The sequence below is a fragment of the Geodermatophilus sp. SYSU D00779 genome, from assembly GCF_054050595.1.
On record NZ_JBJGZQ010000023.1, the window covers coordinates 1 to 15,435 of the forward strand.

A 15,435-nucleotide genomic window follows, 5' to 3' on the forward strand; every position below is an offset into this window, starting at 1 on the left:
GTGGGGGGTGCGGGCGGGGCCCGCGGCGGGCCGGGGGTGGGGGGCGCGCGCGCCCCCCCCGCCCCCCCCCCCCCCCCCCCCCCCCCCCCCCCCCCCCCCCCCCCCCCCCCCGGACCACCGCGACGACGGCGCGTGTCCCCACCCGGGGGCACGCGCCGTCGTCGTCCCCGGGCGGGTCCGCGGCCCGCCGGGTGGGACGACCCCCCGGTGCTGCTCCACCTGCGGGTCACCGTGCCACGGGACCGGACCCCCGAGGTCCTCGACCTCTTCTCCGGCTCCGCCGGCACCGCGCACCTCGCCGTCCTGCCGGACGCGTCCCTCTCACCGCGCGGGGACCTGGTGATGGCCGACGTCGCCCGCGAGTCCGCCGACGACCTCGTCGCCGAGCTGCGCCGGCTGGGCGTCGCCCGTGACGGCGGATCGCCATGGAGGCCGTCGACGCCGCCGTGTCCACCGCGGCCGAGCGGGCCGAGACCCGCGCCCCGGGGGACGGTGCCGACGCCGTCGTGTGGGAGCAGGTGGTGCGGACGACGGACGCCGACTCCGCGCTGTCGGCCTCCTACCTGGCCTTCCTGACCATCGCGACGCTGCTGGCCGGCGTGGCGATCATCAACGACTCGGCGATCCTGACGATCGGCACGATGGTGCTCGGCCCGGAGTTCGCGACGCTGGCCGCGCTGGTCGTCGCGGTGGTGCACGGCCGCCGCTCGATCGCCCGCCGGGCGCCGGTGACCCTCACGGTCGGCTTCGCCGTCGCCATCGGCGTGACCGCCCTGGGGTCCTCGCGGCGGCACTGGCGACCCCGGCCGTGCAGCGGGCGGTCTGGCGGCACGTGCCCCGGGTCGTCCCGCGGGTGGTGACCGTCGGGCACGCGCCGCGCTGAACCCGGCTCCCAGCCGGCTCGCGCCGGGGAGGACCATCGTCGGGTGACCAGCAGCGACGTCCCCGACCACCGCCGGGGCCTGCTGCTCGTCGGGACGGCGATCGTCCTGACCGGGCTGAACCTGCGGACGGCGGTCAACAGCGTCGGCCCGGTGCTGCAGGAGATCCAGTCCGGGCTGGACATCTCCAGCGGCCTCACCGGGCTGGTGACGAGCCTGCCGGTGATCTGCTTCGCCGTCATCGGCTTCTCCGGGCCCCTGCTGACCGCGCGGTTCCGCGACGGGCACGTGCTGGCCGGTGCGCTGCTCGCGATGGCCGCGGGCCTGGTCCTCCGGGCGGTGGCCGGGGCGTTCTGGCTCTTCGTCGCCGGCACCGTGCTGGCGATGGTCGGCGGCGCCCTGGGCAACGTGCTGCTCCCCAGCCTGGTGAAGCGGTACTTCCCGACGCGCACCGGGCTGCTCGTGGGCGCCTACGGCACCGCGATGTCCGCGGGTGGGGCGGTGGCCTCGGTGTCGGCCGCGCCGATCGCCCGGGCCGCCGGGGACGCCGGCTGGCGCTGGACCCTCGCGATCTGGGCGGTTCCCGCGCTGCTGGCGGCGCTGCCGTGGCTGGCCGTGCGGCCCCGGGCGGGCAGCTCGCGCGCCGCGCACGTGGCGCTGCCGATGCGGGCACTGGTGCGCAGCCCCACGGCGGTCGCGCTGGCGGCCTTCTTCGGTCTCCAGGCGATGCAGGCCTACGTCATCCTCGGCTGGACGGCGCAGTACCTGCGCGACTCCGGGCTGGACGCCGCGACCGCCGGGCTGCTGCTCGGGGTGAACACCGTGGTCGTCGTGCCGCTCAACGCCATCGTCCCCCCGCTGTCGGTGCGCGCGCGCCTGCAGCGGCCGCTGCTGGTCCTCTTCGCCGCCTGCTACGTCGCCGGCTGGCTGGGGCTGATGCTGGCCCCGCGGACGGTGCCGTGGCTGTGGATGAGCCTGCCCGCGGTCGGCATGAGCACCTTCGCGATGGTGCTCGCGCTCATCGGCCTGCGCGCCCGCACCCCGGAGACGACCGCGGCCCTGTCCACCGTCGTCCAGGGCTGGGGGTACGTGCTCGCCGGGGCCGGGCCGCTGCTGGTCGGCGTCCTGCTCGGCGCCACCGGCAGCTACGCCGGCATGTTCGCCCTCGCGCTCACCGGCGTCGCGGCGCTGACGGTCACCGGCTGGCTGGCCACCCGGGAGCGCTTCGTGGACGACGAGGTGGCCGCCCGGGACGCGGCCGGGGCGGTCAGGGAGCCGGACGCCGCGTCTCCGCGCGGGTGAAGTTGCGGAACGACCGCGAGGGCGTCGGGCCGCGCTGGTCCTGGTAGCGGGAGCCGTAGACCGCCGAGCCGTACGGGTGCTCGGCCGGGGTGGTCAGGCGGAACAGGCACAGCTGGCCGATCTTCATGCCGGGCCACAGCGTGATCGGCAGGTTCGCCACGTTGGACAGCTCGAGCGTGATGTGCCCGGAGAAACCCGGGTCGACGAAGCCCGCCGTCGAGTGGGTGAGCAGCCCCAGCCTCCCCAGCGAGCTCTTCCCCTCGAGCCTCGCTGCCACGTCGTCGGGGATGGTGACGACCTCGAGCGTCGAGCCGAGGACGAACTCACCCGGGTGCAGCACGAACGGCTCGTCGCCGTCGGGTTCGACCAGCGTGGTCAGGTCGTCCTGCTGCTGCGCGGGGTCGATGTGGGTGTAGCGCGCGTTGTTGAAGACCCGGAAGAAGCGGTCCAGCCGGACGTCGATGCTCGAGGGCTGCACCAGCGCCTTGTCGTAGGGCTCGATGCCCAGGCGGCCCTCGGCGATGGCGGCCGTGATGTCGCGGTCGGACAGCAGCATGCGGCGGAGTCTAGGGACCCCCTCTCCCTCACCACTCCGGGCGAACCCGGTCCACCGGCCCTCAACCCCGCGGCGGAGGACGCCGTTGGCGTCCCACCGGCTCCCTCGGGCCGGTCGTCACCGGGTCGTTCCCGGCAGGGAGTGGAGTGGACGTGCGGAGTGTGATCAGGAGGCCGGGTCTACCGGTCGTCCTCGTGGCCGCCGCAGTGGCCGGGTACAGCGGGGCCGCGGCCGTGACGGCGCTGGCCGGACCACCGTTGAAGGAGGCGAGCTACTACGGCCCCGGGGACGGGCTGACCCGGTACGTGCTCACCGCCGACCCCGGGGTCACGGTGGACGAGCTCGTGCAGGCGGTGGGCACGGCGGACGGGGTGGTCAACGCCCAGGACGTGGGCGACGGCCGCGCGCTCGTCGCGACCGAGGGACTGCCGCCGCAGCACCTGGAGGCCCTGCCGGGGGTGGCCGACGCCGAGTTCTCGACGTCGGTCCCGGTGATGGGCCAGGTCACCGACCCGTACGTCGCGCCGTACGGGTGGAACCTGGAGAACACGGGCGCGAACTCCTACCTGCAGGCCGGGGTCGCCGACGCGGACGTGGATGCGTTCGCCGGCTGGGACGGCGGCACCGGACACGGCCGGATCGTCGCCGTCACCGACACCGGCTTCGACTCCGACCACCCCGACCTGGCCGGCTCCCTGTGGACCAACCCCGCCGAGACCTGCGGGCCGGTCGACCGGGACGGCAACGGACTGCCCGGCGACTGCCACGGCTGGAACTTCGCCACCAACTCCGCGGACGTCGACAACGGGACCAGCGGCGCTCACGGCACGGGCGTCTCCGGCGTGGTCGGCGCGCGCGCGGACAACGGGCACGGATCGGCCGGCGTCGCCCCGGACGTGCAGATCATGCCGCTGGTCATCGGCAGCGGCGACAGGGTCGACGTCTACCTCGCCGCCAAGGCCATCCGGTACGCCGTCGACCACGGTGCGGACGTCATCAACGCCTCGTGGGGCGGAGCGTTCACCGGAGGCGCCCTGACCGCGTTGCAGTCGGCCGTGGCCTACGCCGCCGCGCACGACGTCCTGATCATCGCGGCGGCCGGGAACGACGCGCTCGACCGGGACCGCTCGCCGTCCTACCCGGCGAGCCTCCCCGACGCGAACATCGTGACGGTCGGCAACTCGAACGCCTCCGACGGGATCAGTGACAGCTCCGCCTACGGGGCGACCTCGGTCGACCTGTTCGCCCCCGGCAAGTCGGTGGCGACCACGTGGAACGACGGCTCCTACCGGATGATCAGCGGGACCTCGATCGCCGCCCCGCACGTGGCCGCGGCCGTCGCGCTGTACCGCGCCCAGATGCCCGCCGCCACCGCGGCCGAGGTCAAGGCCGCCCTCCTCGGCGACGTCGAGCCGGTGGCCGCCTTCGCGGGGAGGTCCGTGACCGGCGGCCGCCTGTCCATCGCGGCCCTGGCCGAGGCCGGAGCCGGCGCGGTCGACTACCGGTTCACCTCGATGACCGCGCCCGCAGGCGTGGTCAGCCCACGCGTCACCGCGGCGGGCCCAACGGGCAGCGGCGACTACGCCGTCACCCTCGGCCTGGGCATGGAGCACGACGGCGAGGTCTGGGCCGTCTCCGGCGCCGAGCTCACCGTCGGCGGTACCACGCTGGCGACCGACGACACCGGGACGGCGCGTTTCCCGCTGGGCCGGGCAGCCGGCCCGGCCGCCCTCGCCCTGTCTCCCTCGATGGAGCTCGGCGACGGCCGCTACGTGCTCACGGTCCAGCTGGAGAAGGACGGTGCCGCCCTCGGGCGCACGGTGGCCGCGCCCCTGCTCGTCGGCTCGGCGGCGGTCGCCCCGTCCACCGGGTCCGGCGGCTCGGGCACGGGTGGCTCCGGCACCGGCGGTACGCAACCCGGCACCGGCACGGGCAGCACCACGCCCGGCAGCGGGACCTCGGGCGGCGCCAGCACGCCCGGCTCGCCGAGCGCCGGCGGGTCCGGCACCGGTGGCGCCCGTCCCGGCACCAGCACGCCGGCCAGCGGCTCCAGCGGCAGCGGCTCCGACTCGGGCTCGGCCGGCTCCGGCTCGGCCGGCTCCGGCCCGGCGGGCTCCGGTTCTGCGGGCTCCGGCCCGGCGGGCTCCGGTTCTGCGGGCTCCGCCCCGGCGGGCTCCGGCCCGGACCCGAGCGGCTCAGGCTCCGGCGGCAGCAGCCCCGACGCGCCGTCCGGCCGCACCACGCCGACCGTCCCGGACGTCCCCTCGGGCACCCGGACGCCGACGTCCCCCGAGCCCCCCAGCGGCTCGGGCGGCCCGACTCCCGGCGGCGAGAACCTCTACCCGTCGGTCGGCCCGTTCGCGATCACCTCGCTGAGCCCGTCCCGGGTCGGCACCGCCGGCGGCACGCTGGTGACCATCACCGGCGCCGCCCTGCCGGCGGACCCGCGGGTGCGCATCGGCGACACGGCGGCGGCGACGGTGGTCCGGTCGTCGGCCACCGGGGTCGTCGTCCGGGTGCCCGCCCGGGTGGCGGGCGTGTACGACGTGCACGTCTTCGCCCCGGACGGCCGGCACTCGGTGCTGACCGCAGCGCTGACCTACGTCGCCGCCGGCACCGGTGGGTCGGGCACCGGTGGCAGCGCGCCGACCGGCACCACCCCGGGCAGCTCCGGCGGCACCACCCCGGGCAGCTCCGGCGGCACGACCCCTGACGGCACGACCCCGAGCCGGCCCGACACCGGCGGCTCCGTGCAGCCGGGCATCGGGACCGGGCCGGCCGGTCAACGGCTGGTGCGCAGTGCCACGTTCAGCGGGCTCCGCGGGATCTGGTCCACCGACTGCTCGGTGTCCTGCACCGGTGTCGTGGTCTGACACCTGCCGACCCGACCGCGGGATCCGTGCCGCGCCACCCGATCGGCGGCCGCCCTGCCGATGGAGGAGGGGGCGACACCGTCCCGCAGGACCGGAGGACCCCTTGCCCGACATCCACGAACGACCGGCCTCGCGGAGGCCGGCCCGGGCGTCACACCGACCGGCGGGGGGCGCGAGGACCTCGCCGACCAGACCGGCCGGGCCACCGAACGGGTGACCGCCCAGGTCGAGCAGATCCGGGCCGCCTGCGAGGAGGTCGCCGCGGTCATGACCCGGGTCGGGACGACGGTCACCGAGATGAACGGCGTGGTGGACGGCATCGCCGCCGCGGTCGACAGCTCGGCGTCCCTGGGTCCCGGCGGCCAGGACGTCACCGGGCTGTCCCAGCTGGCGCGCGGCTGCGCCCGGAGGCGACCGGCTTCCTCGGGGCGGTGCGCCGCTGACCCCGGGGTACCGTTCCCTCCCGGTGCCCGGCCCAGGCCGGGCACCGGGACCGACGTGTGTCCGCACCACGTCGGGAGGGGCGGAGGACCAGCACGGGGAGGTGCGCCGGTACGTGAGCACAGGCGCCCGCCCGTCCCCGGCCCCCGGGGACGACGAGCTCTTCGGTGACGGTGGCGAGAACGGCCGGCTCATGGCCGCCATGGACTGGTCCACCACCCCGGTGGGCCCGGTCGAGGCCTGGCCGGCCAGCCTCCGGCACGCCGTCCGCACGGTGCTGGTCTCGCGGTTCCCGATGATCCTGACCTGGGGACCGCGCTACACGCAGTTCTACAACGACGCCTACGCGACGCTCATCGGCACCAAGCACCCCGGCGCCATCGGTGACGACCTGCGGGTGACCCTCGCCGAGGGCTGGGCGGCGCTGAAGGAGCCGGTGGAGCACGCCATGGCCGCCCGCGAGGCGTCCTGGATCCCGCAGCTGCTCCTGCTCCTCGAGCGCGCCGGCTACCGCGAGGAGACCTACTTCACCGTCTCCCACGCGCCCGCCTACGGCGACGACGGCCGCGTCGCGGGCATGCACGCGGTCTGCACCGAGGTGACCCGGCAGGTGCTGGCCGAGCGCCGGCAGCGGCTGCTGCACGACGTGGCGACGTCGACCGGTGAGCTGGTCGACGAGACCGCCACGGTGGCGGCGATGACCGCCGCGCTGGCCGGCGACCCGCTCGACGTGCCGTTCGCCGCCGTCTACCTCGCCGCTCCCGGCGCGCCGGGCCTCCGCCGCGCCGCGGTGGTCGGCTGCGCGACCGGACAGCTGCCCGAGGTCGCCGCCTCCCCGGACGAGCTGCTCCCCCTGCCCGTCGCCGACCTGGGCGTGACCGGCGGGCCCTTCGGCGACGCCGTCAGCGGCGCCGTCGTCCTCCCTCTCGGCGGCCCGGACGGCGACGGCGTGGGCGCCCTGGTGGCCGGCGTGAACCCCAACCGCGCGCTGGACGAGGAGTACCGCTCCTTCCACGAGCTGCTCGCCGGTCAGTTCGCCGCCGCCGTCCGCAACGCCCGCGCCTACGCCGAGGAGCGTGCCCGGGCCGAGGCCCTGGCCGAGCTGGACCAGGCCAAGACGGCGTTCTTCGCCAACGTCAGCCACGAGCTGCGCACCCCGCTCACCCTCCTGCTGGGCCCGATCGCCGACACCCTCGCCGAGCACGGGCCCGCGCTGCCCGCCGGCGTCCGCGAGTCGCTGACCCTGGCGCTGCGCAACGGCCAGCGGCTGCAGCGGCTGGTCAACGACCTGCTGGAGTTCGTCAGCATCGAGGCCGGCCGGGCGTCCGCGGTGCGGGTGGAGACCGACGTCGCCGCCTTCACCGCCGAGCTGGCAGGGGTGCTGCGGGCCGCCGCCGAGCGCGCGGGCCTGCGGCTCACCGTCGACTGCCCGCCGCTGGACCGGCCCACCTACGTCGACCCGCGGATGTGGGAGAAGATCGTCCTCAACCTGGTCGCCAACGCGGTGAAGTACACCTTCGTCGGCGGCATCGACGTCACGCTGCGGGCCGACGGCCACGACCTGGTGCTGACGGTGGCCGACACGGGCGTGGGCATCCCCGCCGCGGAGCTGCCGCACCTGTTCGAGCGGTTCCACCGCGGTGTGGGCACCGCGGCGCGCAGCCGCGAGGGCAGCGGGCTGGGCCTGGCCCTCGTACGCGAACTGGTCGCCCTGCACGGCGGCGAGGTCAGCGCCACCAGCGAGCCCGGCGCCGGCAGCACCTTCACGGTGCGGGCGCCGTTCGGCGCGCCCGACGCCCCGGCCGGCGCCCCCGCCGTCCCGTCGGCGTCCTCGCGCGGCGGGGTGGTCACGCCGTGGGACGACGTCCCCGACGCCGCGGGCCCGCGGACGCCGGCCACCACCCCCGGCACCAGCGTGCTGGTCGTCGACGACAACGCCGACATGCGCGCCTACCTGACCCGGCTGCTGTCCCCGGTCTGGACGGTGCGGACGGCGACCAACGGCCAGGAGGCGCTGGAGAGCATCGCGGCCGCACGGCCCGACGTCGTCGTGACCGACGTGATGATGCCCGGACTCGACGGCTTCGACCTGCTGCGCGCCCTGCGGGCCGACCCCGCCGTGCGCGACGTGCCGGTCGTCATGCTCACCGCCCGGGCCGGCCAGGAGGCCGCGGTCGAGGGCTTCGACGCCGGCGTGGACGACTACCTGGCCAAGCCGTTCGAGTCCGCCGAGCTGCTCGGGCGGCTGCGCGCGGTCCTGGAGCGCGCCGCCGGGCGCGCGGCCGGGGTCACCCGTCCCGCGCCCCCCGCCGCGCCCTCCGCGACCGCCGCGCCCTCCGCGACCGCCGCGGCCGACGGGGACGCCGCCCCCGCGGTGCCGCCCCGCCCGCACCCGCCGGCGGCCCCACCCGCGACCGCGCCGTCCGCCGGGGGTCAGGCGCCGCCGGCTCCCGTCGCCCCCGTGGACACCGCCGTCCGCCGGCACTGGCGCTTCCCGTCCGACACCCGGTCGGTCGCGGCGCTGCGCCGGCGGCTGCGGGCGCTGTTCGCCGAGGCGGGCCTGGACGAGGACCTCGCCTACGACCTGGTCCTGGCGGCCTGCGAGGCGGCCACGAACGCCATCGAGCACGCCCAGGACCCCGCCGAGCCGGTCATCGACGTCGGCGCCGAGGTCGTGGGGGGCCGGGTGGAGGTCGCGGTCCGCGACTACGGCCGGTGGCGCGAGCGGGTGCCGAGCATGGACCGCGGCCGGGGCTCGATGCTGATGAGCGCCGTCGGCCAGATCACCGCGACGCCCAGCCCGGCCGGCACCACCGTCGTCATCCGCACCGGCGGCCCCCCGCTCCCCTCCGACGGGGCGCTCCGGTAAGCTCGGAGCGCACTCCGCGGGTGTAGTTCAATGGCAGAACATCAGCTTCCCAAGCTGACAGTGCGAGTTCGATTCTCGTCACCCGCTCTCCGCCTCCGGCTGCGCTGACCGGTCGACCGGTCAGCGTCCCCGACGGGCTGACGTCCCCGCTCGGCCCCCTGGACCCCTGCTCGGTGCGGCAGGCCCATCCGCGTCGCCTCCTCGGGCGGCTCCCCCCACCGTCGATCGACCAGGACGGTGGACGGGAGCACCTCGCCCCCTCTCGGGTGACGGTGCGCGACCGGGCATGTCCTCCCTGGTCAGCGCGTCACACGATTCGGTAACGCCCCGTTTGCCGCGGGGGCGGCCGGGCACCGATCCCGGGCCTGTGTCGTCCACGAGGAGACGTGATGACCGAGCCCGATCGCACCCGCACCCACCTCGACGCCCCCACCGCGGCGGCCGCCCCGGCCGCACCGGAGGGCGCGCACGCCACCCGCGGGGCCGCCCGGGACGCCGTCGACGCGCAGCACGCCCGCTTCGGGGGGATCAAGTGGGGCGCGGCGTTCTTCGGCTGGCTGTCGGCCAACGGGCTGGCCGTGCTGCTGCTGGCCGTCCTCTCGGCGGCCGGTGTCGCCTTCGGCCTCAGCCAGGTGGACACCGCGGACGCGGCCGCTCAGCAAGCCACCACCATCGGTCTCACCGGCGGCATCGCCCTGTTGGTCGTGCTCTTCCTCGCCTATCTCGCCGGCGGCTACGTGGCCGGCCGGATGGCCCGCTTCGACGGGGCCCGGCAGGGCCTGGCCGTGTGGCTCATCGGCCTGCTGGTCGTCGTCGTGCTCGGCGTCCTCGGCGTGGTGCTGGGTGCGCAGTACAACGTGCTCGCCCAGCTGAACCTGCCGAGCATCCCGGTCAGCGGCAGCACCGCCACCACCGCCGGCGTCGTCGCCGGCGTCGCCGCCGCGCTGGTCTCGCTGCTCGGTGCGCTGCTCGGGGGCGGGCTCGGCACCCGCTACCACCGCAAGATCGACCGCGTCGGCTTCACCGTCTGACCGGACGAGCACGCGACAGGGCCCCGGCGCCCGTCCTCGACGGCCGCCGAGGCTCCGGTGTGCCGGACTAGGGCCGGTCGGCCTGCGGGACGGTCTGCTCGACGACCGACGGCGCGTCGACGGCCGACCCGTTGTCCTGGACCGCCTGGCTGCACCGCGGGACGAGGAGCAGGACGGCCAGGATGATCGCCAGTCCGGCGAGGAACGTGCTGGCGACGACGGCCCTCCCCCGGCGGCCCCGGGAGCTCGGCCGGTCCTCGCCGGAGCGGTCCTCGCCGGGAGGTCGTGGGTCGGGTGTCGGCATGGTGGCTCCTGTCGCCGGTCGGACCTGGCTCGCGCACGACCTCCCTGCCCCGCGGGTGCGCCACCCATGCACGCCGCCACCCGCCCGTACCCTCGCCAGCAGCCGGAGTCGGGAGGAGGCGGAGGCCCGTGCCACCGTCGCGGGACGACGTCCTCCCGGAGCACCCGTCGCCCCTCGTCGCGCGGCTGCGCGCGGCCGGCTGCGTGTTCGCCGAGGAGGAGGCCGCCGAGCTGCTCGCCGCGGCCGCCGGCCCGGCGGACCTCGCCGCGATGGTGGACCGTCGGGTGGCCGGCGAGCCGCTGGAGACGGTCCTCGGCTGGGCGCGGTTCTGCGGCCTGCGCGTCGCGGTCGAGCCCGGCGTCTTCGTGCCGCGGCAGCGGACCGCGCTGCTGGTCGAGCAGGCGGTGGCGCTGCTGCGCTCTGCTCCCGGCACCCCGGTGGTCGTCGACCTGTGCTGCGGCTCCGGCGCGGTCGCGCTCGCCGTGGCCGCCGGCCTGGGCCCGGTCGAGCTGCACGCGGCCGACGTCGACCCGGTCGCCGTCCGCTGCGCCCGGCGCAACCTCGAGCCGGTCGGCGGCCGGGTGCACCAGGGTGACCTCTACGCCGCGCTGCCGGCTGCGCTCCGCGGCCGGGTCGACCTGCTGGCGGTCAACGCCCCCTACGTGCCCAGTGCGGCGGTGGCGCTCATGCCGCCCGAGGCGCGCGACGCCGAGCCGCGCACCGCACTGGACGGCGGCCCCGACGGCACCGTCCTGCAGCGGCGGGTGGCCGCGGAGGCGCGGTGCTGGCTGGCGCCCGGCGGGACCCTGCTCGTCGAGACCAGCGCCCGCCAGGCGCCGCGCACCGCCGCGGCGGTGCGGACCGGTGGACTGCAGGCGGCCGTGGTCCGGGACGAGGAGCGCGACGCAACGGTCGTGCTCGGGACGTCCCCGGGGACCCTGTATCCGGATCGTCACGGTCCGCTGTGACACACCCAGTCACCCACCGGGATGGATCAGTCACGCCGTGACCTCGACCGCCGCGGGCCCTTGGTCCCTGCCGCCCCGCAACGGGGCGGTACACGATCGCCGCATGGACGACGCGCACCGGTTCAGGGACGAGCCGGAACAGGATCGGCCGGGCAGCCCCGCGGACCGCGCCGTGGAGGACGCGCGCGGCGATCGCCGGGTGGAGCCGATGCGGCTCACCCCGCTGCTGCCGCGACGGCAGAACCCCTGGCTGCTCGTCGACGTCGACGGCTCGCACGCCGCGCACGGCGCCCTGGTGTGGGCGCTGCGGGAGGCCGCCCGCCGGGAGGCCACCGTGGTCGCCGTCTGGGTGGTCGACGACGACGGCGACGACACGCTCCCCGGCGTCTCCCGCCCGGGACGGCGCACGGGCGCCGTCGCGCTGGAGCGGCTGGAGGCCCAGGTGTTGCGGGCCATCGCCGAGACCGGCGTCACCGGCCGCGTCCGCACCGCCGTCCTCGAGCGGCCGGTGTTCGAGGCGCTCAGCAGCGCCACCCGCGGCGCCGACCTGGTGGTGGTCAGCAGCCGGGGCAAGACCCTGTTGCGCCCCGCCGTCCCCCGGCAGCCGACCCGCCGCCTCGCCCGCGGCGCGTGACGGAGGCCGGCATCACCACGTCCCCGCCGCTCCCCCGGGAGCACCCCGACCGCCGGGCCCTGACCCCGCCCGGTGCCGGGGCGGTCGACCTGTCCTCGGCCGAGGTGCCCGTCCCGGGCAGCCAGCCCACGGCGCACAGCGCCCAGGTCGACGGCACGCTGCACGGGATCGTCCAGGCCGCCGTCGAGACCACCGGAGCGACGTACGGCGCGCTCGGTGTCCTCGACGACACCGGCGCGGCCTACGAGCGCTTCGTCGTCGTCGGCATGGACGCCGCCACGCGCGAGCGGATCGGCCGGTCGCCGGTCGGGGCCGGCGTCGTCGGCCTGCTGCTGGGGCGGTCCGAGCCGCTGCGCCTGGCCGACCTGACCACCCACCCGGAGGCCGTCGGCTTCCCACCCGGCCACCCGCCGATGCGCTCGTTCCTCGGGGTCCCGGTCCGGGTGCGGGGCGAGGTGTTCGGTCACCTCTTCGTGACCGTCGAGCGCGTCGACGCGTTCACCGACGCCGACCAGGCCGCGGCGGTCGGGCTGGCCGCGGCCGCCGGCCTGGCGATCGGCAACGCCGAGCTGGTCGAGCGGGCCGAGCACCGCCGCGCGTGGGCCCAGGCCGGCACGGACATCGCGACCGCGCTGCTGTCCGGCGCCGACCCCGACACGGTGCTGCGCTCCATCGGCGAGCAGGTCGCCGACCTCGCCTCGGCCGACGCCGCCGGCGTGCTGGTGCCGAGCCCGGACGACGAGAACGTGCTCACCGTGGTGGTGGCCGTCGGCGCGCACTACTACGAGTACGCCGAGGGCGTGCGCCTCCCGCTGACCGACACGCAGCTGGGGACGGCGCACCGCACCGGCACGCCGGTGCTCATCCCCGACGTCAGCGCCGCCGCGGTGGGCGGCCAGCGCGCCCCGGTGCTCGGCGAGCTGACCGAGCGCTTCGGCCCCACGCTGATGATCCCGCTGGGCGGTCGTCCGGCGCTGGGGACCGTCGTCGCCATGCGGCGGCGCGGGCGGGAGCCCTTCGAGCCGGACACCCTCGAGCTGGCGTCGGTCTTCGCCGCGCAGGCCTCGGTCGCCCTGGAACTGGCCCGCAGCCAGCAACGCGAACGGCGCCTGCAGGTGCAGGCCGACCGGGACCGGATCGCCCGGGACCTGCACGACCACGTCGTCCAGCGCATCTTCGCCACCGGTCTGGCCCTGGACCGGGTGAGCCGTTCGCTGGAGGAGGAGCTGCCCGAGACGGCGGCGGCGTTGGCCGAGCGGGTCGACGAGCTCGACGGCACCATCGCCCGCATCCGCTCGGCGATCTTCGAGCTGCACGAGGCCGACGACGCCTCGCCCGACGCCGTCCGCACCCGCATCGTCGACGTCGTCCGCTCGATCACCGGCGGGCAGGGGCTGCGCCCGGACGTGCGGCTGCGCGGCGACGAGGACCTGCCACCCGCGCTGCTGCCCGACGTCGTCGCCGTCGTCCGCGAGCTGGTGACCAACGTCGTGCGGCACGCGCAGGCCACCCGGGTGACGGTCACGGTGACCGTCGACACCGAGGTGCGCGTCGTGGTCACCGACAACGGGATCGGGCTGCCCGCGGTCTCCGTGCGCAGCGGGCTGACCAACCTGGCCGACCGCGCCGAGCGGCACGGCGGCCGGCTGACCACCTCGACCGGACCGAAGGGCACCCAGATCCGCTGGTCGGTGCCGATGCCGCGCCGGGACTGAAGAAGGACCCCGTCCTCCTCACCGCTCGCAAGCTCGCGCCGAGCCTCTGGACGCGGCCTGACGCGAACTCGCGAGTGGTGGGGCAGGCGGGTCCTTCTTCAGTCGGGGCGGTCGCGCAGCTCGGTGGCGAGGATCGCGGCCTGCGTGCGCCGCTCGAGGCCCAGCTTGGCCAGCAGGTGGCTGGTGTAGTTCTTCACCGTCTTCTCGGCCAGGCCCATGCGGGCGCCGATCTGACGGTTGGTCAGACCCTCGCCGATCAGCCGCAGCACCGTGCGCTCCTGCTCGGTGAGCACGGCCAGCCGGCGGTCCCGCTCGGCCGGACGGCGGCGCGCGGCGGACGCCGAGACCCCGGCGTCCCGGTCGAAGAGCGTGCCGCCGTCGGCGACGGTCCGGACGGCGGTGACCAGCGCCGAGCCGCGCACCTGCTTGAGCACGTAGCCCGAGGCCCCGGCGGCGACGGCGGCGGCCACGGCGTCCTCGTCGGGGAAGCTCGTCAGCACCAGGCAGCGCAGGCCGGGCACCCGCTCGCGCAGCTTGCGGCAGACCTCCGCGCCGTCCCCGTCGGGCAGGCGCATGTCGACGACGGTGACGTCCGGCCGCACGGCCGGCACCCGGGCGAGGGCCTCGGCGACCGAGCCGGCCTCCCCGACGACGGTGATGACCGGGTCCTCCTCCAGGACCTCGGCCACCCCGCGCCGCACGACCTCGTGGTCGTCGACCAGGAACACCCGCACGGCACCGTCGCTCGACTCCACGGGCGCCCCCTCCGGAGAGTGACCTTGTTCACACAGCGTAGCGACTACAGTGAGGGGTCACCAGCCTGGCCCCGGTCACGAGGGCAGCAGGAGAGCCGCGTAGAGCGTGAGCCCGGGGCCGAACGCCATGGCCACGACCGGGCCGTCGACGTCGGCGAGCTCCTCGAGCACGAGCAGCACCGTCGCCGACGAGCAGTTGCCGTGCTCGGCCAGCACGGAACGGGAGGCGGCCAGCTGCTCCTCGGTCAACCCGAGGTGGTCGCGGACGACGTCGAGGATCCGCGGACCGCCGGGGTGCACCGCCCAGCCGGCGACGTCCTCGATCCGCAGCCCCGCGCCGGTGAGCAGCTCCTCGACGACGTCGCCGACGTGCCGCGAGAGCACGTCGGGCACCCGCGGGGAGAGCCCCATGCGGAAGCCCAGGTCGGTGACGTCCCAGGTCATGTGGTCAGACGTCGAGGGGTCGGTGCGGGCGACCACCCCGGCCAGCCGCCGTCCGCGGCCCCCCGGCTGCAGGACGACGGCGGCGGCCGCGTCGGAGAACAGCGCGTGCGCGACGACCTGGTCGAGCTCGCGCACCGGAGGCTGCACGTGCAGGCTGGTCAGCTCGCAGCACAGCAGGACGGCCGGGCGGGACCGGGCGGTCACGTAGTCGCCGACGGCGGCCAGGCCCGGGATGGCGGCGTAGCAGCCCATGTGCCCGACCAGCAGCCGCTGCAGCCCCGGAGGCATGCCGAGGTCGCTGGCCAGCCGGATGTCCAGGCCCGGCGTGGCGTAGCCGGTGCAGGTGGCGACGGTGAACAGGCCGACGTCCCCCGGCGCCAGGCCGGCGTCGTCGAGGGCGGCGGCCACCGCCTGCTTCCCCAGCGGCAGGGCCTCCTGCACGTAGCGCTGCATCCGCGCGCCGGTGCTCCACCCGCTGATGTCCTCGTCCAGCGGGTTGGCCACCGCGTGCCGCCGGCGCACGCCGGAGGCGGTGAAGACCCGCCGCGCCGCGCGGACGCCGGCGTAGTGGTCGGCGAAGAAGCCGTCCCAGGCCGCGGCCTGGTCGATCGTCGTGGGCAGGGCGCGACCGGCACCGGTCAGGACGGCGCTCATCGGCGCAG

The 15,435-nt window shown here is 76.4% G+C and carries 12 protein-coding genes and 1 tRNA gene; 9 read left to right on the forward strand and 4 right to left on the reverse strand.

The window, feature by feature from the left end; genetic code table 11:
• The first annotated feature begins 425 nt into the window (after positions 1 to 425).
• Both ACI79G_RS17755 and ACI79G_RS17760 read left to right on the forward strand, forming a co-directional pair.
• The gene (locus ACI79G_RS17755) at positions 426 to 860 is read left to right on the forward strand and encodes a DUF389 domain-containing protein (RefSeq protein ID WP_456882429.1); all 435 of its coding nucleotides are present in this window, start codon (positions 426 to 428) and stop codon (positions 858 to 860) included.
• Between the two features lie 66 nt (positions 861 to 926).
• Positions 927 to 2,183, forward strand: coding sequence for an MFS transporter (locus tag ACI79G_RS17760; protein ID WP_456882430.1), 1,257 nt, complete (start codon positions 927 to 929; stop codon positions 2,181 to 2,183).
• Here the strand turns inward: ACI79G_RS17760 and dcd are convergent.
• Positions 2,149 to 2,739: a dCTP deaminase gene (gene dcd / locus ACI79G_RS17765; protein WP_456882431.1), complete on the reverse strand. Its 591-nt coding sequence runs from the start codon at positions 2,737 to 2,739 to the stop codon at positions 2,149 to 2,151. The genes ACI79G_RS17760 and dcd overlap by 35 nt on opposite strands.
• Positions 2,740 to 2,933: 194 nt before the next feature.
• Between dcd and ACI79G_RS17770 the strand changes: the two genes are divergently transcribed.
• The 4 genes from ACI79G_RS17770 (at position 2,934) to ACI79G_RS17785 (ending at position 9,953) form a co-directional block, all read left to right on the forward strand.
• Positions 2,934 to 5,612, forward strand: a complete 2,679-nt coding sequence (locus ACI79G_RS17770; protein WP_456882432.1) for a S8 family serine peptidase — start codon at positions 2,934 to 2,936, stop codon at positions 5,610 to 5,612.
• Positions 5,613 to 6,168: 556 nt separating this feature from the next.
• Positions 6,169 to 8,922 (forward strand): ATP-binding protein, encoded by a 2,754-nt coding sequence (locus ACI79G_RS17775; protein ID WP_456882433.1) that lies wholly within the window; start codon positions 6,169 to 6,171, stop codon positions 8,920 to 8,922.
• Positions 8,923 to 8,938: 16 nt separating this feature from the next.
• Positions 8,939 to 9,009, forward strand: a tRNA-Gly gene (locus ACI79G_RS17780).
• 302 nt (positions 9,010 to 9,311) lie between these two features.
• Positions 9,312 to 9,953, forward strand: a complete 642-nt coding sequence (locus ACI79G_RS17785; protein ID WP_456882434.1) for a hypothetical protein — start codon at positions 9,312 to 9,314, stop codon at positions 9,951 to 9,953.
• Between the two features lie 67 nt (positions 9,954 to 10,020).
• Here ACI79G_RS17785 and ACI79G_RS17790 read toward each other — a convergent pair whose 3' ends face one another.
• On the reverse strand, positions 10,021 to 10,257 hold the full coding sequence (locus tag ACI79G_RS17790) for a hypothetical protein (RefSeq protein WP_456882435.1): 237 nt from the start codon (positions 10,255 to 10,257) through the stop codon (positions 10,021 to 10,023).
• A gap of 128 nt (positions 10,258 to 10,385) precedes the next feature.
• On the opposite strand from ACI79G_RS17790, the gene ACI79G_RS17795 reads away from it, so the two are divergent.
• From ACI79G_RS17795 to ACI79G_RS17805, 3 genes are all read left to right on the forward strand, one after another.
• Positions 10,386 to 11,225 (forward strand): putative protein N(5)-glutamine methyltransferase, encoded by an 840-nt coding sequence (locus ACI79G_RS17795; protein ID WP_456882436.1) that lies wholly within the window; start codon positions 10,386 to 10,388, stop codon positions 11,223 to 11,225.
• Positions 11,226 to 11,328: 103 nt separating this feature from the next.
• Entirely contained in the window at positions 11,329 to 11,859 is a 531-nt protein-coding gene (locus tag ACI79G_RS17800) for a universal stress protein (protein ID WP_456882437.1), read from the forward strand.
• Positions 11,856 to 13,574, forward strand: a complete 1,719-nt coding sequence (locus tag ACI79G_RS17805; protein WP_456882438.1) for a GAF domain-containing protein — start codon at positions 11,856 to 11,858, stop codon at positions 13,572 to 13,574. The genes ACI79G_RS17800 and ACI79G_RS17805 overlap by 4 nt, the downstream gene beginning before the upstream one ends.
• A 98-nt stretch (positions 13,575 to 13,672) precedes the next feature.
• Here the strand turns inward: ACI79G_RS17805 and ACI79G_RS17810 are convergent, their stop codons facing one another.
• Complete coding sequence (locus ACI79G_RS17810) at positions 13,673 to 14,329, reverse strand: response regulator (protein ID WP_456882439.1); 657 nt, start codon at positions 14,327 to 14,329, stop codon at positions 13,673 to 13,675.
• Positions 14,330 to 14,404: 75 nt separating this feature from the next.
• Positions 14,405 to 15,427 carry a type III polyketide synthase gene (locus ACI79G_RS17815; RefSeq protein ID WP_456882440.1) on the reverse strand — a complete coding sequence of 341 codons (1,023 nt, stop codon included), beginning with the start codon at positions 15,425 to 15,427 and terminating at the stop codon, positions 14,405 to 14,407.
• Positions 15,428 to 15,435: the final 8 nt, after the last annotated feature.